Source organism: Streptomyces sp. NPDC008086 (genome assembly GCF_042957325.1).
Lineage (GTDB): Bacteria > Actinomycetota > Actinomycetes > Streptomycetales > Streptomycetaceae > Streptomyces.
In genome coordinates this window covers 107,377-132,905 of record NZ_JBIBIA010000011.1, presented here as the reverse complement: position 1 = coordinate 132,905, position 25,529 = coordinate 107,377, and the positions used below count along the sequence as shown (strand labels likewise).

Annotated in this window: 21 protein-coding genes; 15 read left to right on the top strand and 6 right to left on the bottom strand. The window is 70.8% G+C overall.

Features of this window, described 5'->3' with window-relative positions; all coding sequences use genetic code 11:
- Positions 1–7 precede the first annotated feature (7 nt).
- The 4 genes from ACFZBP_RS35150 to ACFZBP_RS35135 all read right to left on the bottom strand — a co-directional run bounded on the left by ACFZBP_RS35150 (position 8) and on the right by ACFZBP_RS35135 (position 5,910).
- Positions 8–1,669 (bottom strand): hypothetical protein, encoded by a 1,662-nt coding sequence (locus ACFZBP_RS35150; RefSeq protein WP_391419335.1) that lies wholly within the window; start codon positions 1,667–1,669, stop codon positions 8–10.
- Entirely contained in the window at positions 1,666–3,468 is a 1,803-nt protein-coding gene (locus ACFZBP_RS35145; RefSeq protein WP_391419332.1) for an NAD(P)-binding domain-containing protein, read from the bottom strand. The genes ACFZBP_RS35150 and ACFZBP_RS35145 overlap by 4 nt, the downstream gene beginning before the upstream one ends.
- A 147-nt stretch (positions 3,469–3,615) precedes the next feature.
- Positions 3,616–4,332: a winged helix-turn-helix domain-containing protein gene (locus ACFZBP_RS35140; RefSeq protein WP_391419329.1), complete on the bottom strand. Its 717-nt coding sequence runs from the start codon at positions 4,330–4,332 to the stop codon at positions 3,616–3,618.
- Positions 4,333–4,389: 57 nt separating this feature from the next.
- Positions 4,390–5,910 (bottom strand): alpha/beta fold hydrolase, encoded by a 1,521-nt coding sequence (locus ACFZBP_RS35135; protein WP_391419327.1) that lies wholly within the window; start codon positions 5,908–5,910, stop codon positions 4,390–4,392.
- Positions 5,911–6,091: 181 nt separating this feature from the next.
- Between ACFZBP_RS35135 and ACFZBP_RS35130 the strand changes: the two genes are divergently transcribed.
- From ACFZBP_RS35130 to ACFZBP_RS35070, 13 genes are all read left to right on the top strand, one after another.
- Complete coding sequence (locus tag ACFZBP_RS35130) at positions 6,092–7,180, top strand: lytic murein transglycosylase (RefSeq protein ID WP_391419325.1); 1,089 nt, start codon at positions 6,092–6,094, stop codon at positions 7,178–7,180.
- A gap of 52 nt (positions 7,181–7,232) precedes the next feature.
- Complete coding sequence (locus ACFZBP_RS35125; RefSeq protein ID WP_391419323.1) at positions 7,233–8,279, top strand: sigma-70 family RNA polymerase sigma factor; 1,047 nt, start codon at positions 7,233–7,235, stop codon at positions 8,277–8,279.
- 123 nt (positions 8,280–8,402) lie between these two features.
- The gene (locus ACFZBP_RS35120; RefSeq protein WP_391419321.1) at positions 8,403–9,350 is read left to right on the top strand and encodes an ATP-binding cassette domain-containing protein; all 948 of its coding nucleotides are present in this window, start codon (positions 8,403–8,405) and stop codon (positions 9,348–9,350) included.
- On the top strand, positions 9,347–10,117 hold the full coding sequence (locus tag ACFZBP_RS35115) for an MlaE family ABC transporter permease (RefSeq protein ID WP_383450696.1): 771 nt from the start codon (positions 9,347–9,349) through the stop codon (positions 10,115–10,117). The genes ACFZBP_RS35120 and ACFZBP_RS35115 overlap by 4 nt, the downstream gene beginning before the upstream one ends.
- Before the next feature lie 11 nt (positions 10,118–10,128).
- Positions 10,129–10,953 (top strand): MlaE family ABC transporter permease, encoded by an 825-nt coding sequence (locus ACFZBP_RS35110; RefSeq protein WP_383450692.1) that lies wholly within the window; start codon positions 10,129–10,131, stop codon positions 10,951–10,953.
- Between the two features lie 8 nt (positions 10,954–10,961).
- Positions 10,962–12,221, top strand: coding sequence for an MCE family protein (locus ACFZBP_RS35105; protein WP_391419317.1), 1,260 nt, complete (start codon positions 10,962–10,964; stop codon positions 12,219–12,221).
- Positions 12,218–13,276, top strand: coding sequence for an MCE family protein (locus tag ACFZBP_RS35100; RefSeq protein ID WP_391419315.1), 1,059 nt, complete (start codon positions 12,218–12,220; stop codon positions 13,274–13,276). Before ACFZBP_RS35105 ends, ACFZBP_RS35100 begins: the two co-directional genes overlap by 4 nt.
- A gap of 176 nt (positions 13,277–13,452) precedes the next feature.
- On the top strand, positions 13,453–14,439 hold the full coding sequence (locus ACFZBP_RS35095) for an MCE family protein (protein ID WP_391419478.1): 987 nt from the start codon (positions 13,453–13,455) through the stop codon (positions 14,437–14,439).
- Between the two features lie 17 nt (positions 14,440–14,456).
- Positions 14,457–15,587 (top strand): MCE family protein, encoded by a 1,131-nt coding sequence (locus tag ACFZBP_RS35090; protein WP_391419476.1) that lies wholly within the window; start codon positions 14,457–14,459, stop codon positions 15,585–15,587.
- Entirely contained in the window at positions 15,584–16,939 is a 1,356-nt protein-coding gene (locus ACFZBP_RS35085) for an MCE family protein (RefSeq protein ID WP_391419313.1), read from the top strand. Before ACFZBP_RS35090 ends, ACFZBP_RS35085 begins: the two co-directional genes overlap by 4 nt.
- Complete coding sequence (locus tag ACFZBP_RS35080) at positions 16,936–18,228, top strand: MCE family protein (protein WP_383450682.1); 1,293 nt, start codon at positions 16,936–16,938, stop codon at positions 18,226–18,228. The genes ACFZBP_RS35085 and ACFZBP_RS35080 overlap by 4 nt, the downstream gene beginning before the upstream one ends.
- A 5-nt stretch (positions 18,229–18,233) precedes the next feature.
- On the top strand, positions 18,234–18,716 hold the full coding sequence (locus tag ACFZBP_RS35075) for a hypothetical protein (RefSeq protein ID WP_383450680.1): 483 nt from the start codon (positions 18,234–18,236) through the stop codon (positions 18,714–18,716).
- A 23-nt stretch (positions 18,717–18,739) separates the two neighbouring features.
- On the top strand, positions 18,740–19,519 hold the full coding sequence (locus ACFZBP_RS35070) for a hypothetical protein (protein WP_391419310.1): 780 nt from the start codon (positions 18,740–18,742) through the stop codon (positions 19,517–19,519).
- 64 nt (positions 19,520–19,583) lie between these two features.
- Here ACFZBP_RS35070 and ACFZBP_RS35065 read toward each other — a convergent pair whose 3' ends face one another.
- Both ACFZBP_RS35065 and ACFZBP_RS35060 read right to left on the bottom strand, forming a co-directional pair.
- The gene (locus tag ACFZBP_RS35065) at positions 19,584–19,808 is read right to left on the bottom strand and encodes a cold shock domain-containing protein (protein WP_391419309.1); all 225 of its coding nucleotides are present in this window, start codon (positions 19,806–19,808) and stop codon (positions 19,584–19,586) included.
- Positions 19,809–19,862: 54 nt separating this feature from the next.
- Entirely contained in the window at positions 19,863–20,546 is a 684-nt protein-coding gene (locus ACFZBP_RS35060) for a DUF429 domain-containing protein (protein ID WP_391419307.1), read from the bottom strand.
- Between the two features lie 541 nt (positions 20,547–21,087).
- Between ACFZBP_RS35060 and ACFZBP_RS35055 the strand changes: the two genes are divergently transcribed.
- Positions 21,088–22,359 (top strand): protein kinase, encoded by a 1,272-nt coding sequence (locus tag ACFZBP_RS35055; protein WP_391419305.1) that lies wholly within the window; start codon positions 21,088–21,090, stop codon positions 22,357–22,359.
- Between the two features lie 209 nt (positions 22,360–22,568).
- The gene (locus tag ACFZBP_RS35050; RefSeq protein ID WP_391419303.1) at positions 22,569–25,481 is read left to right on the top strand and encodes a helicase-related protein; all 2,913 of its coding nucleotides are present in this window, start codon (positions 22,569–22,571) and stop codon (positions 25,479–25,481) included.
- Positions 25,482–25,529: the final 48 nt, after the last annotated feature.

The window sequence follows — 25,529 nt, the reverse complement described above, 5'->3', positions numbered from 1 at the left end:
AGCGCTGTCATCGGGCGTTCGGCATCAACCGCAACACCGTCCCCTCTCCATTCCCCGACAGCAAGAGAACCCCATCCGGCCCTGCCGCCAACCCGGCGAACCGGCGGGCCATGCCCGGCATCCCGTGGGCAAAGAGAGCAGGTTCCGCTCGCGGGACCACCCCCGGCGGCACCCCGACCGGCAGGTCCTCCGCGTCGACACGGCTCTCCCCCGTCGTCAGCGCCACGGCCCGCAGCCGGCGCCGACCGGTCTCCACCGTGAACACCTCGTCGCCCAGGACCGCGAGGCCCTGCGGCGCGTCGAGCCCGTCCACGACGACCACCGGCGCCCCCTCCGCCTCGACCCGCAGCACCGCACCGAGCCGCTCATCGCTGACGTAGCACCGTCCCTCGGCGTCGAACGCCACGTCCACGGGCTGCTCCAACCCGTCGGCGAGGACGGTGAGGGCGTCCTGCTCGTCGACGGCCACGATTCGCCCCGCGCCCGACTCGGCGACCACGAGCGAGCCGTCCGGGGCGACCGTGATGCCGAGCGGCCGCCGCAGCCCGCCCGCCCGCTCCCGTACGGCCCCGCTCCCGGGGTCGTACGTCTGGACCTGCCCGAACTGCGAGGTGAGGTGCAGGAGTTCGCCGTCGGCGACGATGCCGTGCGCGAAGTGCAGCAGGGAGTGGGTGGTGACGCCGGTCGGCGACGGCCCGGCCACCCGGTAGTGGTCGGCGGCGTACACCGTGCCGCCGAGGTCGATCGTCACGCCGTACGGCCCGTCGAGTCCGCGCGGCACGATCTCGCGGGTGCGCCCGTCGGGGTGCATCTCGGTGACGCCGCCGCTGGCGTAGCTGGAGACGAACATGCGGTTCTCGGCGTCGAAGGCCGCGTTGTCCAGCCCGACGACGCCGCTGGTGACCAGGGTCCGCGAGCCGCCGCCGTGCAGGTCGACCCGGGTGACGATGCCCTCGGGGCCACGGGACAGCACATGCAGCACCCCGCCCTGGTCGAACCGGACGGCGACCGGCTGGTGCACGTCGTCCGCGACGACCTCGGGCGCGCCCCCGTCCGGCGGGATCCGCCAGACCTGACCGGTGAGCAGAGGATTCGGCCCGCTCATCATGTGCGGGTAGTAGAGGTGCCCGTCCGGGCCGACCTGCATGGCGTTGCCGAGGGCGAGCCCGCCGGTGAGGACGACCGGTTCGCGGTCGCCGTCGGGGAAGAGCTCCAGCAGCCGTCCGTCCGGCCTCATCTCGTTCACGAAGAGCCGGTCGCCGAGGCAGGTGATGCCGTTGGGGTTGGCCACGTCCTCGGAGACGAGCGTGTACTCCCCCTGCGGGCGGCGCCGCCACACCCGCCCCGGCACCAGGTCGGCGATGTACATCGAGCCGTCCGCGCCGAAGGCGAGGTCGTCCGGCGACTGGACGGGGCTGTCCATCGGTACGACCACCTCGACGTCCCCCGTGGCCGGGTCGACGGCGCTGATCTGCCCGGCGAGGAACTGGGCGACGTACAGCCGCCCGTCGGGGCCGAAGGCGACGCCGTTGGAACCCCACAGCCGGTTGGGCGGGTTGAGCCGCTCGACCGCCCACCGGGCACTGGCGGCACCGCCGCGCCCGCCCGTCGCGCCGTACCTGCTCGGCTGACCGCTCGGCCCCCTGCTCGACTCGCGGACGCCGCTCATGCCTCCCCCTCCACCAGCACCTCGCGCATGCCGCCCTCCGACCGCCAGCGCCGCAGCAGTTCGTGGAAGGCGACGGGCCCGTCGCCGTACGACTCGCTGCGCTCTCGTGGCCGCCCCTCGTTGTTGTAGTACCCGGGCGTGCACTCGGCCTGGAACCTGTACAGGTCGGCGGCCTTCTCCCGGATCGTCGCCACCCAGGCGTCCTGCGCCGCACCGGTCGGCTCGACGTACCGGGCCTGCCGTTCGCGTGCCTCCGCGACGACCTCGGCGACATGGGTGGCCTGTTCGTCGAGGATGTGGACGAAATTGACGGAGGCGGCGTTCTGCGTCGAGCCGAGCAGGAAGAGGTTGGGGAAGCCGCGGGTGGTGAACCCGTGCAGCGTCTTCAGCCCCTCGCTCATCCAGGTCTCCAGCAGCCCGGCGCCGCCGCGCCCGTACACCGGGAGCCTGCCGGAGAGCACGCCCGACCGGCCGACGTCGAACCCGGTGGCGAAGACGATGCAGTCGACCTCGTACTCCTGGCCGCCCACCACGACGGCGTTCTCGGTGATCCGCTCGACGCCGTGGGTGTCGGCCGTGTCGACGAGGGTGACGCCCGGCCGGTTGAAGGTCTGGAGGTAGTGGTCGCTGAAGGTGGGCCGCTTGCACATGTAGCGGTACCAGGGCTTGAGGGCTTCGGCCGTCGCCGGGTCCTCGACGATGTCCTCCACCCTGGCGCGCAGTTCGTTCATCTTCTGGAAGTCGGCGATCTCGTAGGCGAGTTCACGCTCCTCGGCCGGGACGTCCGCGTAGGCGTTGGTCGGGATGAGCTTCTCCTGGAGCCGCGCGCTGGACGTCCAGGCGTCGTTCACCAGGTCCTCGTCCTGGCGGACGCCGGTGACGACCTTGAGGAAGTTCTCCATGCGGCGCCGCTGCCACCCGGGCTTGAGCGATTTCGCCCACTCCGGATCGGTGGGCCGGTTGCCGCGTACGTCCACGGAGGACGGGGTCCGCTGGAAGACGTACACCCGCGCCGCGTCGGCCCCGAGGTGCGGTACGACCTGGATGGCGGTGGCGCCGGTGCCGATGACGGCGACGCGCTTGTCGGCGAGCCCGGTCAGACCGCCGCTCGCGTCGCCACCGGTGTAGTCGTAGTCCCAGCGGCTGGTGTGGAAGGTGTGCCCGCGGAAGGTCTCGATGCCGGGGATGCCGGGGAGTTTGGGCTGGCTGAGGGTGCCGCTGGAGACGACGACGTAGCGCGCCCGCACCTCGTCACCGCGATCGGTGCGCACGATCCACTCCGAGTCCTCTTCCTCCCACCGCAGTTCGGTGACCTGGGTCTGGAAGCAGGCGTGGTCGTAGAGGCCGAAGTGGTGGGCGATGGCCCGCGCGTGTTGGCGGATCTCCTCGCCCGGCGAGTACTTCCACTTCGGGACGTAGCCGAGCTCTTCGAGCAGCGGGAGATAGATGTACGACTCGATGTCGCAGTGGATGCCGGGGTAGCGGTTCCAGTACCAGGTGCCACCGAAGTCCGCGCCCTTCTCGACGACCCGGATCTCCTGGACGCCGGCCTGCCGCAGCCGCGCGCCCGCGAGCAGCCCGCCGAACCCGCCGCCGACGACCACGGCCTCGACCCGGTCCCGCAGGGGTTCGCGGGTGAACTCCGGGTCGGCGTGGGGGTCCTGGTCGAACGCCCCGAACTCACCGACGGGCTGCTGGTACTGCGCGGAGCCGTCGGGCCGGACACGCCGCTCGCGTTCGGCGCGGTACTTGGCGCGCAGGGCTTCGAGGTCGAACTCCAGGTGCCGGGGCTCGGGCATGGGGTGCTCTCCTGGTCGTGGGGCCGGCCGCGGGAGGGCCGGGTCAGGGGAAGTGAGCGCCAGTCAAGCGAACCGGGCTGACAGCTCCCGGACATATCCCGGACACTTGATCGATGTGCTCAAGGCCACAGGACGCCGACCAGGTGCTCACGGCCCTGTGGCCTGCCCCAGCCAGTAGCCGAACCCCCGCCGGGTGTGGATCAGCGCGCTCTGCTCCCCGTTCACCTTGAGCCGCAGCCGCGAGACGAGCCGCTCGATCGCGCCGTCGGTCGGCGGGTCGTCCCAGACGTGCCGCCCGATCTGCTCCTTGGACAGCACGCGCTCGGCGTTGACGAGCAGACAGCGCAGCAGCCGGTACTCGGCGGGCGTGAGCTCGATGGTGCGCTCGCCGCGCCGGGCGCGCCGGGTGGAGTGGTCCAGCACGAGGTCGCCGTGGCGCAGGGCCCCGTCCCATCCGCCGGGCTCCCCACCGCGCACCAACTGCCGTGCGCGGGAGAGCACTTCGGCGACCCGGCCGGAGGCCCCGCCCACCGGGCCGCCCACACCGTCCGCACCGTCGGGGCCACCGCCCGGAAGGCTGCCCAGGAACTCGCCCTCGCCCGTGAGGAGCAGGACGGCCGGGCGGTCGGGGGCGAGGAGACGGCGACTGTGCCGCAGCGCCTCGGTGTCCGGCAGCGTCACATCGAGGATGACCAGATCGAACCGGCGCTCGGTGAGCAGGTCGGTGGCCTCGGTGGCACGGTCGACCACGACGGTCCGGTATCCGGCGAGCTCCAGCATCGTGGAGAGCGGATCGGACGTACGGGGGTCGCCGACGACGAGGAGGACCTCCGCTACCGCGTCGGTCGACGGCGGCTTCGGCATACGGTCACTTTACGCGCGGGTTGCCTGAGGCGAGTAAGCGCGCCCCCGGCTGCCCCCTCACGTCCAGGGCGTGGCGACGAGCCGGATCCGCGCGTCGGGACCGAGGAGAGGTGCCGCGGTGGTGGGCAGGGGGATGTGGGCGACCCAGCGATCCGGGGTGGGGTCCTCGTCGACACGCGGCTCCCCGGCGACGCTGTGGTCCCGGATGGCGCCCTCGATGTCCGAGTTCCAGGCGGCCCAGATTCCGGGACCGGCCTCCGGTGTGCCCACGTCGATGACGAGGGTGTCGGAGAAGTCGGCGGTCTGCTCCAGGTGGTCGCCGAGGTCGAGGATGCCGTGCCGCTCGCGCAGGGAGATGATCCGCAGACCGAGGATGAACCGCATGGGTACGCCTTCGGACTGTCTGAGCGCACTGTTGAGAAACGTCGTCGCGAGCGACACCGCGGCCGGCGCGGATGCCGACGCGTCCGGCCCGTCCGGGGCCACGTCGAGCTGGATGGGACACCAGTGGGCCGCGAGCCGCTGATGCATCACGACGGGCAGCCCGCGCACCGACAGCCGCGTCTCGCCCTGCCACACGAGCCCGCCCTCGCGGCGCAGCCGGTAGTCGACGAGCGAGGCCTCGATCCGGGTGTCCCCGAACAGGAACCGCCGCAGGTTCTGGTACCCCTCCTCGGAGTTGACCATCCCGTAGCGCCCGCTGTGGCTCCGGTGCACGAACGCCCGTTGCGCCCCCGGCACATACGCCCGCTCGATCTGCACGAGCCCGTCGCTGTGCGGCCCCACGGCGGCGGAGGACAGCCCGAAGGCCACGTCGTAGTCGGCCGGATCGGTGCCGACCAGGCAGAAGACCCGCTCGACGGGCAACGCCCCCGGCCCGGTCGGCATCCGACGGGCGTCCCATCCCTCGGGCGGCCCCTCGGGGTCGAAGTCGGCCTGCGGGGTGAGGTACTCGTACATCCGCCGGGGCCCGAAGATGTCCGCGCCCTGGACGCCGGTCATGTCCCGAAGCCGCTCCAGCAGTCCGCCGCCGAGGTCGAAGGTGATGCCTCCGTGCGGGGTGCCGTAGGTGAAGAACTTCGCCACGCACCCGACGGCGTCCCGCCCCCGGTCCGGCAGCACCTTCTGCAGCAGACACCGGCAGATCAGCCCGCCCATGGAGTGGGCGACGAGGATGACGGCCGGCGCGCCCGTCCGGTCGAGGATCAGATCGATCAGCTGGAGCAGGTCGGCGGCCGCCGTCTCCAGCCGGTACTCCTGGGGACTGCCGCCCCAGGTGGTGGCCGAGCGGTCGTAGAAGCGGTGGATCCAGATGGTGTTCGCCGGGATGTCGTCGTGCTGGTCCAGGTAGGCCGCCTGGTCCCCCTTCACCAGCAGCTCGTAGCCCTCCTCGCGCAGGAGGCGCAGCAGCGGGCTCTCGAACTGGTGGAAGTGGGGCTGGTTGTTCGCCCCGACGCGGATGTGTACGGAGCCCTCGTTGAAGCCGTAGAAGGGGTCGTCGACGGCTTTGTCGATGCCTCGGGTGCCGCCGGCGAAGCCTCGGACGTAGACGATGGGCAGTCTGCGGTTGTCGTCCACGGCACGCCTCCACATAGCGGGGTCCACTTCTCCTGGTTAGAGCAAGCCCGGAAGTCCCGCCTCCAGGGATAGCCCGCAACGGTGATGTACCGGCATCCGCCGTGAACCCGCGCGACGGACGCCCCGCCCCGCCCCGTAGAGCAGACGACAGACACACGTCTGCGGGGAGGGGACCCAGAACGTGGCAGGACAGGGAGTCAGAACGGCCAGAGGTACGGCGGCCACGATCGCGGCGCTGGTGGCGCTGACCGGATCACAGGCGCCGGGCGCGGTCCCGGCACGGGCCTCGGCGCCGGCATCGGGGCAGCCGCCGGCCGGTCACCGCCCGAGCGTGTCCGGCGACACCCCGTACCGCACCGAGCTGCCGCCACTGCGGACCGGACAGCCCGACGGCGACAGCGCACAGGCACCCGGGCAGCCGACCGCCACGCTGCCGGCGAGCGTGTTCGACGCCTACCGGCGAGCGGAGGAGCGGCTGGCGCGCGAGGCGCCCGGCTGCCGGCTGCGGTGGCAGCTGCTGGCGGCGATCGGACAGGTGGAGTCCGGGCAGGCGGGGAGCGGCCGGGTGAACGGCGAAGGTACGACGGTGACGCCGATCCTCGGACCGCGGCTGGACGGCGTGGCGTACGCGCTGATCCGGGACACCGACGGCGGCGCGCACGACGGGGACGCGGTGTACGACCGGGCGGTCGGGCCGATGCAGTTCATCCCGTCGACGTGGGCCCGCTGGGGCGCGGACGGCAACGGCGACGGGCGCACGGATCCGAACAACGTCTTCGACGCGGCGCTCGCCGCCGGGCGCTACCTGTGCGCGGGCGGGCGGGATCTGTCCGTCCCGGCCGAGCTGGACCGGGCGATCCTCGGCTACAACCACTCGGCGGTCTATCTGCGCACGGTGCGGGCCTGGTACGCGTACTTCCTGGAAGGGCACCGGGTGGTGCCGGACAGCTCCGCCGGCTCCCCGGACGGCCGCCCCGAGCGGTCGTCGACCGCCCCCGCGAAGCCGAAGGATGCCTCACCCACCACGTCCTCGTCCCGCGCGACCGCAACCCCGTCCCGTACTCCGTCGCCCCCCGGTGCCACCCCGGCTCCGACCACATCCCGGCCGGCCGGCGAACCCGACGAGACGAAGGAGCCCCAACTCCCCCTTGCCGTGCCGGACATCGCGGTCCCCGGCGAAGACCTGCTGTCCAGCGACGCCCCGCTGACCAGTAACAGCGCGGACTCGATGCCCGCCGCCCCCTCCACAACCGCCGATACTCGGCGGTAATGTCGCGCCCCGCCGGTCGGAACGACACCGGTGTGAGCGCGAAGGGGCCCTCATGGCGACAAACCTGCCTGCGGAGACGGAAACCGCCCACAACCGTTGGCAGCGCATGTGGAGCCACCGCGAGCAGCTGCTCAAGGTGGCCCGCCGCAGGTCGATGAGTGCGGAGGACGCCGAGGACGCGGTGCACGAGGCGATGCTGCGTGCCGCCGAGCGCCCCGACCTGGACGACGAGCGGCTCGCCGCCTGGCTGACGACGGTCACGATGCGGCTGTGTGTCGACCGCTACCGGCAGGTCAACCGGGAGGCCGAGGTGCGCATCAGCCCGACTCTCGTCGCCCCCGGCCCCGTGCCCGTCGAGGAGGCGGTGTGCGACCGGGCCGAGGCGAAGTGGCTGGCGGTGCGCAGCGGCGAGCTGCCCGCGCGGCAGGCCGAGGCGCTGCGGCTGAAGTCGCAGGACCTCGACGTCGGGCAGGTCGCTGTGCGAATGGGGCTCAGTTACCGGACCGTCGAGTCGTTGCTGGCCCGGGCGCGGCGGACGCTGCGGCAGTCGCTGGCCGCGACGCTCGGGTCCGCCCTGTTCCTGATCGGATGGGGGCGGCCGCGCGGCGGCGGCAAGGTGCAGGCCGCGGCGGTGGCCTCGACGGCGGCGACCCTGGCGGTGGCGGGGTTCGTGCTGCCGTACTCGCCCGACGGGGGCGGCGACGGAGGCGGTACGGCGCCTCGGTCGGCCGTCGCCACACCGGGCCCGGAGACGCTGCGGCCGGAGGGGGCCGGTGAGGGCCGTACGCCTCAGGGGAACGACCCGGCGGCCACGGCGGCGGAACGGAAGACGGTCGAACCGAAGGCGGTGGAGTCGCGGTCCGGCGCCTCCATCCTCCCGCTGTCCGTGCCGCCGCTGCCGGAGCCGTCGGTTCCCGAGGTCCCCGTGTCGCCGCTGCCGGTGCTGTCCGCGCCGGAGGTCGCGGTCCCGCGGGTGCCCGAGGTGTCCGGGGTGCCTGACGTGCCCGACGCTCCGGAGCTGCCCGAAGCCCCCGACCTGCCGGGCACGCCCCCCTCCTCGCTCTCCGTCCCGACGCCGACCCCGACACCATTGCCGTAAATCCACGCGAACCACCCGCTCCGAAACCCGCGCGAAAAAAATCCACCACGGAAACGACGGACGCCCACCCCCTCCCCGTAGAGCAGATGTCAGAGCTGCTCCACGGGCTGAAGGGTGGACCGGATGGGTGTCGAGATCTGTGTCGAAGGGCTGACCAAGGCCTTCGGTCACCAGGTCATCTGGCAGGACGTCTCGCTGACGCTGCCCGCCGGGGAGGTCTCGGTCATGCTCGGCCCCTCGGGCACGGGGAAGTCGGTGTTCCTCAAGACGCTCGTCGGACTGCTGAAGCCGGAGCGGGGGTCGGTGAAGGTCGCCGGCCGGGACATCACCAAGCTCCGCGAGCACGACCTGTACGAGGTGCGCAAGCTCTTCGGCGTGCTGTTCCAGGACGGCGCGCTGTTCGGCTCGATGAACCTGTACGACAACATCGCCTTCCCGCTGCGTGAGCACACCCGTAAGTCCGAGAGCGAGATCCGGCGCATCGTCCTGGAGAAGATGGACATGGTCGGGCTGATCGGCGCGGAGGGGAAGCTGCCCGGCGAGATCTCCGGCGGGATGCGCAAGCGGGCGGGACTCGCCCGGGCGCTCGTGCTCGACCCGGAGATCATCCTCTTCGACGAACCGGACTCGGGCCTCGACCCGGTCCGCGTCGCCTACCTCAACCAGCTGATCGTCGACCTCAACGCCCAGATCGACGCGACCTTCCTGATCGTCACCCACGACATCGCCTCCGCCCGCCAGGTCCCGGACAACATCGGGCTGCTGTTCCGCCGCGAGCTGGTGATGTTCGGACCGCGCGAGGAGCTGCTGACCAGCGACGAGCCGGTCGTACGGCAGTTCCTGCACGGCCGGATGCAGGGCCCGATCGGCATGGCGGAGGAGAAGGACGCCGCACAGGTCGAGCAGGAGCTCGCCGCCCTCGACGCCGACGGCAAGGGCACACCGTCTCCCGGAAGTCAGGCCATGACTCCCCGCCTGCTGCCCGGACCGGGCATCCCGCGCCCACCGCGCTGGGAGGCGATCGCCCGGCGTGAGGAAGCGCTGCGGCAGAAAGCCGGGGCCGGCGCATGAGCCTGTCACCGATCGGAGCGCTGCGGCACTCCGGGAGCCTTTTCGCGATGGCGCTCGACGTCATCCGGACGGTTCCCCGACGGCCCTTCCAGGCAAGGGAGTTCATCCAGCAGGCGTGGTTCGTCGCGAGCGTGACGATCCTGCCGACGGCCCTCGTCTCCATCCCCTTCGGCGCGGTCATCGCGCTGCAGATCGGCAGCCTGACCCGGCAGCTCGGCGCCCAGTCCTTCTCCGGAGCCGCCTCCGTGCTCGCCGTGCTGCGCGAGGCCTCACCGATCGTCACCGCGCTGCTGATCGCGGGCGCCGGCGGCACCGCGATCTGCGCCGACCTCGGGGCGCGGAAGATCCGCGAGGAGATCGACGCGATGCAGGTGCTCGGCATCGATCCCATCCACCGCCTGGTCGTACCGCGCGTCCTGGCGTCGATGGTGGTGGCGGTGCTGCTCAACGGCCTGGTGTCGGTGGTCGGCGTCGCGGGCGGCTACTTCTTCAACGTCGTCCTGCAGAACGGCACTCCGGGCGCCTACCTGGCCTCCTTCACCACCCTCGCCCAGCTCTCCGACCTGTGGGCGGCCGAGGTGAAGGCGCTGGTCTTCGGGGCGATCTCCGGGATCGTCGCCTCGTACAAGGGACTCACCGCGAAGGGCGGCCCGAAGGGTGTGGGCGACGCGGTGAACCAATCGGTGGTGATCACCTTCATGTTGCTGTTCGTGACCAACTTCGTGATGACCGCGGTGTACTTCCAGGTCGTCCCGCAGAGGGGCTGAGAGAACCGACGATGAAATTTCCCCGACTCCTCGCCCGCCCGCTGCACTCCCTCGAAGCACTCGGCGTCCAACTCTCCTTCTACGGCCGCTCGCTGGCCTGGACCGGCCGCACCCTGCGCCGCTACAAGAAGGAGACCCTGCGCCTGCTCGCCGAGGTGAGCTTCGGCCGGGGCGCGCTGGCGGTGGTGGGCGGCACGGTCGGCGTGATCGCCTTCCTGTCCTTCTTCACCGGCACCGAGGTCGGCCTCCAGGGCTACGCGGCCCTGAACCAGCTCGGCACCTCCAATTTCGTCGCCTTCCTCTCGGCGTACTTCAACACCCGTGAGATCGCCCCGCTGGTGGCCGGGCTGGCCCTGTCCGCGACGGTCGGCGCCGGCTTCACCGCCCAACTCGGCGCCATGCGGATCAGCGAGGAGACCGACGCGCTGGAGGTCATGGGCGTGCCCTCGCTGCCGTTCCTGGTGACGACACGGATGATCGCCGGGTTCGTGGCCGTGATCCCGCTGTACGTGATCGGCCTGCTGTCGTCGTACCTCGCCGCCCGCACGATCACCACCGGCTACTACGGCCAGTCGGCCGGCACGTACGACCACTACTTCCAGCAGTACCTGCCCCCCGTCGACGTGCTCTGGTCCTTCGGCAAGGTGCTCGTCTTCGCCGTCGTGATCATCCTGGTGCACTGCTTCCACGGCTACTACGCGAGCGGCGGCCCAGCGGGCGTCGGCGTGGCGGTCGGCCGTGCGGTGCGGACGTCGATCGTGGCGATCAACGTCCTGGACTTCTTCCTTTCGCTGGCGATCTGGGGCGCCAACACGACCGTACGGATAGCGGGGTGAGCCGCCCTATGCGGGTGCCGAGGGTACTGAGACTGCGGTTGTACGGCGTCGTCTTCATCGCCGTACTCGCCCTGCTGCTGGGCCTGTCGGTCGCGGTCTACCAGCAGGCGTTCACGCCGGTCGTGCGGATCACGCTGGAGGCCGACAGCCTCGGCAACCAGCTCGATCCACGGGCCGACGTCAAGCTGCGCGGGCTGCTGGTCGGCGAGGTGCGCGAGGTGCACGCCGACGGGACGAAGGCGCGGCTCGACATCGCGCTCAAGCCGGAGCACGTGGCGTACATCCCGTCCGACGTGCACGCGCGGCTGCTGCCGAAGACGCTGTTCGGCGAGAAGTACGTCGACCTGGTCCCGCCCACCGGCGCCGGGTCCTCGTCCGCCCGCCCGATCCGCGCCGGGGACGTCATCACCCAGGACCGCACCCGCGTCGGCATCGAGGTGCAGCAACTGCTGAACGACCTGATGCCCCTGCTCCGAACCGTCCAGCCCGGCAAGCTCAACGCCACCCTCTCCGCGTTCGCCACCGCCCTCGACGGCCGCGGCGACCGCATCGGCGACAACCTCACCCGCGTGGAGGCCTATCTGCGCCGCCTCAACCCCCATCTGCCGTCCCTCACCGAGGACATCGCAAGCTTCGCCGAAGTGGCGGAGGTGTACGGTGACGCGGCGCCCGACCTCATGGACATCCTGCGCAACACGGTCACCACAAGCCGCACGATCGTCGACCAGAAGGACCGGTTGGCGGCGGCGCTGAAGACCACGGCCACCGTCTCGGGTACGGCGGAGGACTTCCTCTCCGTGAACGGCGACCGGCTGATCACCCTCGGCCAGGTCTCCCGCCCGACCCTGGAGCTGTTCGCCCGCTACTCCCCCGAGTACCCGTGTCTGCTGGCCGGACTGGTCCGGCAGGAGAAGGCCTCGGAGGAGGCGTTCCGGGGCGGGAAGATGCACATCACGCTGGAGGTCGTACGGCCGCAGGGGGCGTACGAACCGGGCGAGGAGCCGCGCTACGGCGAGCGGTCGGGGCCCAACTGCCGTGATCTTCCCGGTCCCCCGGTACCGGCGCCCGGGACACACCTCAACGACGGCTCGAAGCCCGGGAGTTCCTCCGCGGGCGGCCCGCTCGGCGTCTCCGCCACCCGGGCCGAGCAGCGGGCGGTCGGCTCACTCGTGGCGCCGGCCCTGGGCGTGCCCGCCGACGAGGTGCCGCCGGTGACGACGCTGCTGTTCGGGCCGCTGGCGCGCGGGACGGCGGTGAGTGTGGCATGAGCCGTACGACAGCCAAGGGCGCCCGGCAGACCGCCGCCCCGCTGATCAAGTTCAGCCTCTTCGCGCTGGTGACGATCCTGGCGACGGCCCTGCTCGCGGCCACCATCGTGAACATCTCCTTCAGCCCGAAGGACACCTACCGCGCGGTCTTCAGCGATGTCACCGGCCTGGAGAAGGGCGACGACATCCGGGTGGCCGGCGTGCGGGTCGGCGAGGTCGAGGGCATCCGGATCAAGGACCGGACGCTGGCCGAGGTCACCTTCACGGTCAGCCGGGACCGGCCGCTGCTCCTCGGCACGGGCGCGGTCATCCGCTACCGCAACCTCGTCGGCCAGCGCTACGTCGCGCTCACCGAGGGCACGGGCGACGGCACCCGACTGCGCCCCGGCGCGACGATCCCGCTGTCGCGCACACAACCGGCGCTGGACCTCAACGCCCTGCTGAACGGCTTCAAACCGCTGTTCGCCGCGCTCAGCCCGAAGGACGTCAACCAGCTCGCCACGGAGATCATCCGTACGCTCCAGGGCGAGGGCGGCACGGTCAACAGCCTCCTTGTGCACACGGCGTCCCTCACCTCGACGCTGGCCGGCCGCGACAAGCTGATCGGCTCGGTCATCGACAACCTCAACACCGTGCTGGGAACGCTCGACAAGCGCGGCGCCCGCTTCTCCGGCCTGCTCAAGCAGCTGCGCCGGGTCGTCTCGGGCCTGTCCGCCGACCGGGGGCCCATCGGGCAGTCCCTGGTGGGCATCGGCGACCTGACGGAGGCCACCTCGGGCCTGCTGAAGGACGCGCGGCCACCACTGAAGGACGACATCGCCGAGCTGACCGAGCTCACCGGAACGCTGAACGACAACGAGAAGACCGTGGAGGGCGTGCTGAAGCGGCTGCCGAACAAGCTGGGCGAGCTGACCGGGACGGCGTCCTACGGCTCGTGGTTCAACTTCTACCTGTGCGACTTCGACGGCCGGATCGTCCTGCCGAAGACGGAGTCGGCCCCCCAGCAGGTGCTCACGCCCGACCTGCACGTGGCGAGGGCGAGGTGCGGGGCATGAGCCGTAAGCATCGTCCGGAGCCGCTGTTCACGGTGCGGGTGGAGCCACCGAGGCTGCCGAAGCCGCGGTTGCCGCGCGTCCGCCTGCTGCCGCGCCGCACACCCCGCCGGCAACCGCTGGTCAAGGTGCGCGTCGCACCGCCTCGCCTACGCCTCCCCCGCATCCGCCGCCCGCACCTGTCCCCCTTCCGCGAGCGCAACCCCGTCGTCATCGGCGCGATCGGCCTCACCGTCCTCGCACTGCTGACGGTGGCCGCCTTCAACGCCGACCGGCTGCCGGTCATCGGCGACGGCGAGACGTACAGCGCGGCGTTCGCGGAGGCGGGCGGTCTCAAACCGGGCGACGAGGTGCGGATCGCCGGGGTCAAGGTCGGCAAGGTGCAGGAGGTCGACCTGGACGGCGACCACGTCAAGGTCACCTTCAAGATCAAGGGCGAGCCGGCCTTCGGCACCGACACCGGGGCGTCGATCCGGGTCAAGACGATCCTGGGCGCGAAGTACCTGGCGCTGCACCCCAAGGGTCACGGCCAGTTGGCGCCCGGCAGCGAGATCCCGCTCCGGCGCACCGTCCCCGCCTACGACGTCGTACAGGCCTTCAGCGACCTCACCACCACCACGGAGGAGGTCGACACCGACCGCGTGGCGAAGGCCCTGGACACGATCTCCGCCACCTTCGAGGACTCCCCCGAGGAGGTACGGGCGTCACTCAAGGGCCTGTCGCAGATCTCCCGGACGGTGGCCTCCCGCGACAAGGCGCTGCGCCGACTGCTCGACCACGCGAACAGTGTCACCGACGTCCTGGCCGACCGGTCCTCGGACTTCACCACCCTGGTCAAGGACGGCGACAAGTTGTTCAAGGAGATCAGCAAGCGGCGCGAGGCGATCCACAAGCTGCTGAAGAGCTCCGCCGCGCTCGGCATCCAGCTCTCCGGCCTGGTCCAGGACAACCGCAAGGAGATCGGGCCCGCGCTCAAGGGCCTGAACCGTGTGGTGGAGATGCTCGAACGGAACCAGTCCAGCCTGGACAGGAGCATCAAGCTTCTCGCTCCCTACGTGCGGCTCTTCACGAACACCCTCGGCAACGGCCGCTGGTTCGACTCCTACGTCCAGAACCTGGTCGCGGCTCCCGTGGTGCCGCAGCCGCGGACGGGAGGGGCGCGGTGAGCGGCCGTTGGGGCGCGGTGGGCGCCCGCTGGAGGAAGCGCGCGGCGCTGCTGACCGTCCTGGTCCTGGTCGCCGGGCTCACCTACGTGCTGTGGCCGCGCCCGGAGCCGGTCCGCGTGACGGCGTACTTCCCGCGCACCGTCGGTATCTACCCGGGCTCGGACGTCCGCGTCCTCGGAGTCCGGATCGGCGAGGTCAGGGAGATCACGCCGGAGGGCGGCCGGGTGCGGGTGGAGCTGGAGTACGACGCGGGCCGCAAGATCCCGGCGGACGCACAGGCCGCCATCATCAACTCCTCGGTGGTCAGCGACCGTTACGTGCAGCTGCTGCCGGTGTACCGGAGCGGCCCGGTGCTGCGGACCGGGGCCGAGATCCCCGAGTCGCGCACGGCCGTACCGGTCGAACTGGACCGTGTCTTCGACAGCCTCCACACCACGGCCGAGGCACTCGGCCCGGACGGCGCCAACAAGGACGGGGCCCTGTCCCGGCTGCTCGGGGTGAGCGCGGACAACCTGGACGGCCAGGGCAAGAACCTGCACCGGACGGTCGAGGACCTGTCGGCGGCGGTCACGACGCTGTCCGACGGCCGCACGGACCTGTTCGGCACGGTCCGCAACCTCCAGGTCTTCACGGCGGCGCTGGCGGCCGACGACAAGAGCGTGCGGTCGTTCAACAGCAGCCTGGCGAAGGTCGCCGAGCAACTCGCGGGCGAGCGCAAGGACTTGGCGGCGGCGCTCAAGAACCTCGGCACGGCCCTCGGTGACGTGTCGGCCTTCGTGAAGAACAACAAGAAGTCGCTGACGTCGAACGTGGAGGGTCTCAGCAAGGTGACCAAGGTCCTCGTCACCCAACGGGCGGCACTGGAGGAGCTGTTGGAGGTGGCACCGACCGGCATGTCCAACCTCAACAACGCCTACAACCCGGCGGCCGGCACCCTCGACACCCGCAACAACGCCGACCAGGCGCAGGACCCGGCGTCACTGCTGTGCTCCGTACTGAAGACGACGGGTGACGAGGGCGGCAAGAACCCCGACTGCGCGGAGCTGAGGAAGCTGTTCGACTCCCTGCCGGAGCTGCCGCAGGGCGGCGCGGCGGTCACGGGCACGGTCGATCGCACGCTCGGCGGAATCCTGGGGGCGAGGGCATGAGCGACGAGAGCCTGCTCCGGAGGGGCTTGCTGCGAAGGGGTGCGCTGGGGCTGGGCAAGGGCGGGGTGGCGGCGTGGGCGGCAGTCGGCTCGCTGCTCCTCACCGGCTGCGAGTTCAACGGCTGGTACGACGTCCAGCTGCCCGGCGGTGCCGCCTCGGACGGCAACGCGTACCACGTCACCGTCGAGTTCCGGGACGTACTGGACCTGGTCCCGCAGTCGGCCGTGAAGGTCAACAACGTGACGGTGGGCGCGGTCGAGAAGGTCGAGCTGGACGGCTGGCACGCGCGCGTGCACCTGCGCGTCGCCGACTCGGTGAAGCTGCCGGCGAACGCGATCGCCGAACTACGGCAGACCAGCATGCTCGGCGAGAAGTACGTGGCGCTGTCGAAGCCGGCGGGCACGGCGCCGGTGGGCCGCCTCGGCGAAGGCGACGTGATCCCGCTGTCCCGCAGCGGCCGCAACCCGGAGACCGAGGAGGTGCTGTCAGCGCTGTCCGCGCTGCTCAACGGCGGCGGAGTGGCCCAGCTCAAGACGATCACCGTGGAGCTGAACAAGGCGCTGGAGGGCCGGGAGAACAGGGTCAAGTCGCTGCTGAAGGAACTGGATGTCTTCCTGGGCAGCCTGGACAAGCAGAAGGAGGACATCGTCCGGGCCCTGAAGGCGGTGGACCGGCTGGCCAAGCGGCTGGGCAAGGAGAAGGAGACCATCGCGGACGCGGTCGAGGAGATGCCACCGGCGCTCGAGGTCCTGGCGGACCAGCGACGCGACCTGACGAGGATGCTGACGGCCCTGTCGAAGCTCGGCCGGACGGGCACCAGGGTGGTGAACGCCTCGCACGAGGACACGGTCGCCAACCTGAGGCAGCTCCGCCCGATCCTGCAACAGCTCAACAAGGCGGGGGCCAACCTGCCCAACTCACTCGAACTGCTGACGACTTACCCTTTCCCGCGGAACGTGGTGGACGCGATCAAGGGCGACTACGTCAACCTGCACATCACGGCGGACCTGGATCTGGCGGGGATCTACGACAACTTGACGAAGAAGCCGGGTGACGAAGACGGGGACGCAGACGACGGGGACACTCCGGGCCCCGAGCTCCCCGAGACCCCCGGCCTCCCCGACGTACCGGATCTCCCGGACGTGCCGGGCGTGCCGACGCCCACGGCGCTGCCGAGCAGCACGCCGAGTGTGCCGTCCTCACCCTCCGGGGGCGGGGGCGACGGCGACCTGCTGTGTCCGCCGGTGTGCACGGCCGGCTACGCGTCGGGGGCCGGCTGGCCCGAGGGGATCAACCTCGAGGGGATCAATCTCGAACTCGCCGAGCTGATGCTGAAGGGGGTCCAGCCGTGATCACCCGTACGGTCAAGATCCAGCTGCTGGCCTTCGCCACGATCACAGCGGTGGGGGTGTCGTACGTCGGCGCCGAGTACACGGGGCTGGTGGACGAGGTCCTGGACCGCGGCTACACGGTCCGCGCGGACCTCCCGGACTCCGGGGGCGTGTTCCCCGGCGCGGAGGTGACGTATCGCGGGGTGCCGGTGGGCAAGGTCGGCGCGCTGCACCTGACGGGCGGCGACGGTGTCTCGGTGTCCCTGGACATCGAGGACGGAGCGCCTCGCATCCCCGCGGACACGCTCGCCGTCGTGGCGAACCGCTCGGCGGTGGGCGAGCAGTACGTGGACCTGCAGCCGCGCACGTCCCACGGCCCGTACCTGCTGGACGGCAGCGACATCCCGCGCCGGAACACCCGCGTACCGCTGCCCACGACAGACCTGGTTCTCAGCCTCGACCGCCTGGTCAACTCGGTCGGCAGGAAGGACCTGCGGGTGACGATCGACGAGTTGGGCGAGGCCTTCGCCGGAACCGGCCCGAACCTGAGCCGCCTGGTGGACTCGGGTAACGAGTTGGTCGAGTCGGCGTCCGACGCGCTGCCCGAGACGATCGCGCTGATCGAGGACTCGAGGAAGGTCCTGAAGACACAGGCGGACCAGGGCTCGTCGATCAGATCGTTCGCACGTGATCTGGCCCTGCTGTCGGCCCAGTTGAAGGAGAGCGACGGCGACCTGCGCAAGCTGATCGGCAATGCCCGCCCGGCGGCGCAGGAGGTGAACTCACTCCTGAAGTCGACAGGCCCGGAGCTGTCGGTCCTGCTGGCGAACCTGATCAGCGGCGGCCGGGTGACGCTGGCGAGATTGCCCGGCGTCGAGCAGGCCCTGGTCACTTTCCCGGCGATGGTGGCGGGCAGCTACACGGTCGTCCCCGGCGACGGCACGACCCACTTCGGCCTGGTGGTGAACGCCGATGACCCGCCCGCCTGCACCCAGGGCTACGGCACGACGCGCCGCGACCCGGCGGACACGAGCACACGCGAGGCGAACACGCGGGCCCGCTGCACGCTGCCGCGCGGGAGTGAGTCGTCGGTGCGGGGCGCGCAGAACGCGCCAGGTGCGTCGCGCGCGTACGGCAGCGGCGCGGACCATGCGGCGTACGCCTCGCCGTACGTCACCCCATACGACCCGGAGACCGGCACGACCGTCGCTCCGGACGGCAGGAACGTCGAGATCGGCTCGACGGGCGGCCAGCGGGCCGTGTTCGGAAAGGAGTCGTGGCAATGGCTGCTAGTTGGCCCGATGGCATGAGGCGCATGCTGAGCGGCAGGGCGATGACGGCAGGACTGATCGCGGCGACGATCCTCACCACAGCGCTGACGATCTGGCTGACCCTGGGCCTGCTCGCCCAGCGCGAGGCGGATGAGCGCCGCCAGGACGTCCTGTCCGCGGCCCGCCAGTCGGCGCTGAACTTCACGTCCCTCGACTACCGCCACTACGCCCGCGACAGCGCGAACGTCCTGTCCTCCGCGACCGGAGACTTCAAGAAGCAGTTCGCCGCACAGACGAAGCAGCTGACGGAGTTGGTGGCCCGGAACAAGTCGGTCTCGGAGGGCCAGGTCCTGGAGGCGGGCATCGTCCGCTCCGACGCCGACTCGGCCCGAGTCCTGGTGGTGGCCGACAGCAGGGTGACGAACACGGCGGTGCCGCAGGGGGAGGCGCGGACGTACCGCCTTCAGCTCGACCTGGTCCGCGAGGACGGCCACTGGCTGACGTCGGACGTCGAGTTCGTCGGCTGACAGCACGATTGAGGAGTACGACGATGCCGAAGACCACCACCGCGCGCACCTCCGGCCCCACCGCCCGCCGCACGATGACGGCAGCGGCCCGCGCGGCAGCCAAGCGCGCGGAGCGCGGCCACCGCGAGGCCGGCCCGGCGACGGCCACCGACGAGGACGCCGAAGCCCGTGCCGAGCGCTCGCCCACGGGTCGCACGGTCCTCATCGATGCCCCGAAGGACGGCTGGCAGGACCCCCCGGAGCCGACACCGGAGATGTTCGAGGAGGACGAAGCACCGGAGAAGCCAGCCACGCCCGCCCGCCACCGAAGGCTGCTCACGGCCCTGCTCGCCGTACTGCTCATGGCGGGTGCAGCGGCAGCTGCCGTACTGGGGTGGCAGTCCAGGGACGCCCACCGAACGGAAACCGCCCGCAGCGAGGCGCTGGCCGCGGCGCAGAAGGCGGCACCGGTCGTCCTGTCGTACGACTACCGCCACCTGGACCGGGACTTCGCGAAGGCCCGGGCCCACCTGACGGGCGGCTTCCGCGAGGAGTACGGCAAGACGACGAAGACGGTGGTCGGCCCGACGGCCACGAGGTACCACGGCGTGGTGAAGGCAGCGATCGCCGCTCCCGCCTCCGGCGGAACCCCGGCAGCCTCGGTCGTCTCGGCCTCCCCTGACAAGGTCGTGGTCCTGCTCTTCGTCAACCAGGTCACGGAGAGCACACAGGTGTCGGGCTCGCGGCTGGACCTGAACCGGGTGCGGATGACGATGACGCGCACGGACGAGGGGTGGAAGGTGAGCGCGGTGGACGCGCTCTGATGGCGGGTGGCCGCGGCACCCCGGGCACGACGTCAGGTGTTGATGCTGATGTTGAGGTTGGATGTCAGGCGGTCCGGGGCACGATGCTCACCGCGCGGTAGTCGTACCCGTCCTGCTTGAAGCCGGGAGCCTCCCACACAAGCTCGACCTTCTGTCCGGCCGACAGCGTCCGGAACCCGCCCTTCTGGATGTCGGAGTAGTGCCCCCAGCACCCACCTGGCGTCTCGGGGCAGTCGAGCACGCCCCACCCTTCTTCGTCGTGCCATTCACGGACGGTCGCAGTTGCCATGGGGAGACCCTACGGTCCCGTGGTCCGCGGCGTCGGTGACACCGGGACAGATCGTCAGTACCGGATCTCGATGACGCGCCCTTCCACGTCCACGTCCACCTCGGGGGCCGCTGGAATCCGGCCCGCTATGCCCAGCGCGATCCGGTGCGCCGACCAGGCCGCGGCGGCGGCGTCGAGAACGTCGTCCACGGGAACGCGGTCCGCCTCGCCGAGTTCGTCCGGCAGCACGAGTCCGGCTTCGGCCAGAAGCCGACGACGCGCGTTCTGGCCGCGCCAGCTCTTCTTGGGGTAGGCCGACGGCACGCCACCGGCGAGTTCGCGGAAACACACCTCGGGGTGCACTTCGTGGATCCGTTCATCGGCCAGCCAACACGCCCGAGCCTCCAGCAGCTTCGGAGCCAGCGCCCACGCCTGCCGGCTCAGCCGACGTCCGGTGATCTCATGGCATCGATCTCCGGCCGCCACGTAGTCCGACTCCAGCCAGGCCGACCGAGGCGCCACGAGGAAAACACTGCTGCGCCGCACTCCCAACAGCGCCCGCGCCTTGAGATCCGCGGCCCGCCAGCCCTTCTCGACCAGCCCGAGCGGCATGTCCACCGCGATCGCCGCCACCCCGCCGGCACGCTCGATCAGGACATCGAGCCGGACGTCGACCAGGCTGCCCGTGTACACGCCGTCCCTGAGCCTGATCCCCACCCACCCCTGCTTGCCACAGGCATCGATCCCCAGGACATCCATGCCGCCCGCCTCTCGCGCAGGATACGGGTGGAGGCCCATCGTAGGCGGGGCTACGTACGTCGACGCACGATCCCGTTTGAACCGGTGCGGACCAGGGTCCCGGCGAGACCACCCATACAGAGGGAAGGCCTCTGATCTCCGTTGCCACTGATCAGAAGCCCTAAGCGGCAGACGAGTCGGGCTGTACGCCGGGGAGAGTCGTCGCAGCGCTATGACCTGCGAAAACATTCCAATTGACCGCGCCCACGGCTACTCTGACGGCTACGCAAGCTGGCCCCCTCATCGGAAGTCGCGAGGACGGGGCAGGACGCGGCACGGTTCCCCGTTTACGGAATCAGCCTTCGTGCAGGGGTCGCGGACCTCCACGCCTGCTGCAGATCGGCAGGACCAGCCGCCCTCGTTCCCAAGCATTCCGGGCCGGGAGGCTTCATCGCCATCGGGGCTTCAGACGGTCCGCTCGATGTGCTCAGGTTGTCGGCCGGATCGGCTAGCTTGTTTCGGAGCCGCTTCGACAGCTCCCGACCGAAGGACAGACACAGACGTGCAGACCACGCCGCTCAGCCCCGAGGATCCGGCACAGATCGGCGGCTTCGAGCTGCTGGGCCGGATCGGCCAGGGCGGCATGGGACAGGTGTACCTGGGCGAGTCTCCGGGCGGTGAGCCGGCCGCTGTGAAGATCATCAAGCCGTCGGTCGTCGATTCGACCGCCCGGCTGCGCTTCGCGCAGGAGATCGACATCCTGAAGACGGTCTGGGGCGCGCGGATCGCGCAGCTCCTCGACGCGGACGCGGAGGCGGAACAGCCCTGGCTGGCCACGGAGTACGTGGAGGGTCCGGACCTCGGCAAGCATGTGGTGACCCACGGTCCGCTGCCCGCGCTCCTCGTCCTGTCCCTCGGCGCTACCCTTGCCGAAGGCCTGGGTTATGTGCACAAGCAGGGACTGCTGCACCGGGACCTGAAGCCCGCGAACATCCTGCTGGGCCCGAACGGCCCCAAGATCATCGACTTCGGCCTCGCGGTTTTCGCCGAGTCGAGCGCTTCCCTCACCGCAGCCAACACGGTCGTCGGCACCCCGTCCTGCATGCCGCCCGAGCAGGCCAACGGTGTGAAGCCGCTGACAAGCGCCGTCGACGTGTACGCACTGGGTACGGTTCTGCTGTTCGCCGCGACGGGCCACCTGCCGTACCACGCGAACAACATCCACGTGCTGTTCCACATGGTGACTGATCCGACGACCGCCCCCGATCTGACGGGGGCGCCACCCGAGCTGGTCCCCCTCCTGACGGCCATGCTGTCCCACCACGCTCAGGACCGGCCCACGATCACCGAGGTCGTCCAGCAGTGCCGTGGCCTGGTAGAGGCGCAGGGGCTGAAGCTCGCCCAGGCGCGCCGGCGTCTCACCACCTACACGGCCGCGCCGCCCCAGGATTTCCCGACGCTGCTGTCGGCGCCGGCGCCGGAAGACTCACCTCCTGCTGCCGCCCCCGCTATGGCCGACCCGGCAGCCGAGCCGCGTCATGACGAACCGCCGACCCCACCCGTGGTCGTGGACGGGCCCGCTTCGGATGCCCAGCCCACCATGCATCTCGCCGCGCCACAGCAGACGGCACAGGCCGAGCAACCCGCTCAACCGGTGCCCACGGCCCCGGTGCCTCCGAACGCGGAGCACCAGCAGAGCGCTCCGGACGAGGACGTGCCACGGCGGCCAAGCCCCACCGGTCGGACCCCGGCTCGTTCCCTGCGCCATTCCGCCCAGGCCCGCCGCACCGCCCAGCAGTTGCGCGAGACGTACGCAGCGCGCGCCGCGTTCTGACCACATCCCGCGCACCGCTCCAGGTGCCTCCCCCGGCACGCCCCCCACCGCGCACCATTGACCTGCGGGTCTGCCCCGGTGAAGGTGGTTCACGCGCTTTGCCGCCCATACGGCACAGTGGAGCGGTACAACAGCGTGAGCGGCAGGTCTGCCCCAGCCGGGCGTCGGCCGCAACAACAGCACAGCACGACGGACACGGGAGGCAGCGGGTGACCGCCCAGCAGAGCAGCACCGCACCGGTCGGCCCTCGCCCCGACGGGGAGGACCAGTTTCCGGCAGGCGCGCAGGTCTTCGTGCGCGACGAGGTGTGGCTCGTGCGGAACTCCGTGCGCACCGAGCACGACGGCGCGAAGGTCGACGTCGTGGGCGTGTCCGACTTCGTACGGGACCAGGAGGCCGTGTTCTTCACCGGCCTGGACACGATCGAGCTGATCGACCCCCGCCGGACGAAGCTGGTCCGAGACGAGTCGTCGAACTTCCGCCGTTCCCGTCTCTTCCTGGAGGCGGTCCTGCGAAAGACCGCGTTGCCGCAGTCCGAGCGCCGGCTGGCCCTCGCCGACTCGTTCCTCCTCGACTCCCTCCCCTACCAGCGCCGCCCCGCCGAGCTGGCCCTGTCGGGCCGCAACCTGCGCCCGCGGCTGCTGATCGCCGACGTGGTGGGGCTCGGCAAGACCCTGGAGATCGGTCTGACGCTGGCCGAGCTGATCCGGCGGGGGCGTGGCGAGCGGATCTTGGTGGTCACCCCGCAGCACGTCCTGGAGCAGTTCCAGCACGAGCTGTGGACCCGGTTCGCGATTCCTCTCGTACGGCTGGACTCGGTCGGCATCGAGCGGATCCAGCGGGAGATCCCGGCGGGCCGTAACCCGTTCACGTACTTCAAGCGGGTCATCGTCTCGATCGATACCCTGAAGAACACCGACCAGTACAAGCATCATCTGGAGCGGATCAACTGGGACGCGGTCGTCATCGACGAGTCGCACAACCTGATCAACCGCGGCTCCCTGCGCAACCAGCTCGCGCAGATCCTCGCCCCGCGCACGGACGCCCTGATCCTGGCCTCGGCGACCCCGCACAACGGTGACGCGAAGTCGTTCGCGGAGCTGATCGGCCTCCTCGACCCGGCGGCGATCCGTGATCCGGAGCACTATCGCGCCGAGGACATCGAGCACCTCTTCATCCGCCGTACGAAGATCAGCCCCGAGGTCCGCGAGCAGATGAAGGGCCAGTGGGCGGACCGGGGCCCCTCGCAGTCGGTACGGTGTGCGGCGACACCCGCCGAGGAGAAGATCTTCGAGGAGCTGGCGGCCGTCTGGCTGCCCGGGGAGAACGGCACCTCGGTGAGCGGCGTCCCCCTCTTCCCGTACACGCTGCTCAAGTCGTTCCTGTCCTCGCACGCCGCCCTGAAGGCGACCGTCAGCGCACGTATCAAGACGCTGGAGAAGAAGGACGAACCGACGGCGACCCGCGCCGAACTCGCCGCGCTGCGCACGCTCCAGGAGCTGGTGGCACCGATGGCGGAGGCGGACTCGGCGAAGTTCGCTGCGCTGGTCGAACAGCTGAAGACGATCGGTGTCGGCCCCAAGTCGGACGTGCGGGTGGTGGTCTTCTCCGAGCGGGTGCAGACCCTGGAGTGGCTGCGTACAGCGCTCCCGGCGGCACTCGGTTTCCGGGGCCGGGCGGCCGAGGAGTCGACACGGGTGATGCACGGTGGCCTGTCGGACGAGCAGCAGATGCAGTGCGTGGAGGACTTCGGCCTGGCGGACGCGCCTGTACGCGTCCTGCTGACCGGCGATGTGGCGTCCGAGGGCGTCAACCTGCACCGCCAGTGCCACCAGCTGATCCACTACGACGTGCCGTGGTCGCTCATCCGCATCGAGCAGCGCAACGGCCGTATCGACCGGTACGGGCAGGCGCACCAGCCGCAGTTCCGCGCGCTGATCCTCACCAGTGAGGTGGAGGGCGCGAAGGACGACACGGTGGTTGCGGAGCGGCTGCTGGACCGGGAGGACCAGGCGCACCGGGCACTGGGCACGGCCGAGGCGGTGACCGGCCTGTACCGGGCGGAGGCCGAGGAGAAGTCCCTCATCCAGGATCTGCTGCGCGGCCGTACGGTGGACGAGTCGCTGGACGCGCACCGGGCGGAGGCCGAGGCGGACGCGGCCATGGACGACTTCCTGGCGGACTTCTTCGGTTCGGTGGGTGACGCCGGACCGGGCGCGGAGGACGGCGATCCACAGGACACCGAAGGAATGGGTGCCGGCACGTCCGCACTGGGCAACGCGGCGGTACCCCGGCTGTTCACGTCGACCGCCGAGTTCCTCGACGAGGCGCTGAGCGAGGTGTTCCCCGACGCGACCACCAGCCTGGACCTGCACCGGGACACCGAGTCGGGCCTGCTGTCCTTCCGCCCGCCCACCGACCTGGTGCACCGCCTCAAGGCGCTCCCGCTGGACTACGTACGCGAACAGCGCCTGCGCGAGCGGCTGTTGGTGACCTTCAACCGCCGGCTCGCCGAGCACTCCCTGAAGCGGGCCCGCGAGTCGTCCACGTCCAGCTGGCCGGAGATCTCCCTGCTCACGGATCTGCATCCGGTGGTGGAGTGGCTCACGGACAAGGTCCTGGTACGCCTGGGCCGGCAGGAGGCGCTGATCATCACGGCGGACGTGCCCGAGCCCACGTACCTCGTGCAGGGCGTCTACTCCAACGCGCTGGGCCGTCCGACCGTCGTCAAGTGGATGGGCGTGACGCGGGGCGGCGCGGTCGAGGACGACATGGTCGGCCTGCTGCACCGCTCCGGGGTCGGACCGACCATGGCCAACCCGATGCGCCACAGCGAACCGGCGACGGCGCTGGAGGCCGGCATTCCCGACGCACTGGCCGCCGCCGAGCAATTCCTCGACCGGCACCGCGACGCCTGGGACGAGCCGCTGCGCAAGCCGATCGACGACTACAAGGCCCGCCTGGGCGACTGGGAGCAGCCCACCCTCGCCGGTGAGCGGACGAAGAAGTCCCTCGCCTCGCTCGCGGACTCGCTGCTGACCACCGGCCGTCCCCTGATGCGGGTCCTCGCCGTCCTGGTCCCCGACCCGGAAGCGCCCGCTCCTCCGCCGTCCACGGCCTGAGCCCACACCGCCCACGGCCCGGCCCGCCGCCCCGTCGCCCGCCAGACC

What these genes read in the sequence shown, in the direction of transcription:
- ACFZBP_RS35150 (WP_391419335.1), bottom strand. Translation starts at nt 1,669, where the DNA reads ATGAGCGGCGTCCGCGAGTCGAGCAGGGGGCCGAGCGGTCAGCCGAGC.
- ACFZBP_RS35085 (WP_391419313.1), top strand. Translation starts at nt 15,584, where the DNA reads ATGAGCGACGAGAGCCTGCTCCGGAGGGGCTTGCTGCGAAGGGGTGCG.
- ACFZBP_RS35115 (WP_383450696.1), top strand. Translation starts at nt 9,347, where the DNA reads ATGAGCCTGTCACCGATCGGAGCGCTGCGGCACTCCGGGAGCCTTTTC.
- ACFZBP_RS35110 (WP_383450692.1), top strand. Translation starts at nt 10,129, where the DNA reads ATGAAATTTCCCCGACTCCTCGCCCGCCCGCTGCACTCCCTCGAAGCA.
- ACFZBP_RS35070 (WP_391419310.1), top strand. Translation starts at nt 18,740, where the DNA reads ATGCCGAAGACCACCACCGCGCGCACCTCCGGCCCCACCGCCCGCCGC.
- ACFZBP_RS35100 (WP_391419315.1), top strand. Translation starts at nt 12,218, where the DNA reads ATGAGCCGTACGACAGCCAAGGGCGCCCGGCAGACCGCCGCCCCGCTG.
- ACFZBP_RS35065 (WP_391419309.1), bottom strand. Translation starts at nt 19,808, where the DNA reads ATGGCAACTGCGACCGTCCGTGAATGGCACGACGAAGAAGGGTGGGGC.
- ACFZBP_RS35145 (WP_391419332.1), bottom strand. Translation starts at nt 3,468, where the DNA reads ATGCCCGAGCCCCGGCACCTGGAGTTCGACCTCGAAGCCCTGCGCGCC.
- ACFZBP_RS35105 (WP_391419317.1), top strand. Translation starts at nt 10,962, where the DNA reads ATGCGGGTGCCGAGGGTACTGAGACTGCGGTTGTACGGCGTCGTCTTC.
- ACFZBP_RS35140 (WP_391419329.1), bottom strand. Translation starts at nt 4,332, where the DNA reads ATGCCGAAGCCGCCGTCGACCGACGCGGTAGCGGAGGTCCTCCTCGTC.
- ACFZBP_RS35075 (WP_383450680.1), top strand. Translation starts at nt 18,234, where the DNA reads ATGCTGAGCGGCAGGGCGATGACGGCAGGACTGATCGCGGCGACGATC.
- ACFZBP_RS35120 (WP_391419321.1), top strand. Translation starts at nt 8,403, where the DNA reads ATGGGTGTCGAGATCTGTGTCGAAGGGCTGACCAAGGCCTTCGGTCAC.
- ACFZBP_RS35060 (WP_391419307.1), bottom strand. Translation starts at nt 20,546, where the DNA reads ATGGATGTCCTGGGGATCGATGCCTGTGGCAAGCAGGGGTGGGTGGGG.
- ACFZBP_RS35125 (WP_391419323.1), top strand. Translation starts at nt 7,233, where the DNA reads ATGGCGACAAACCTGCCTGCGGAGACGGAAACCGCCCACAACCGTTGG.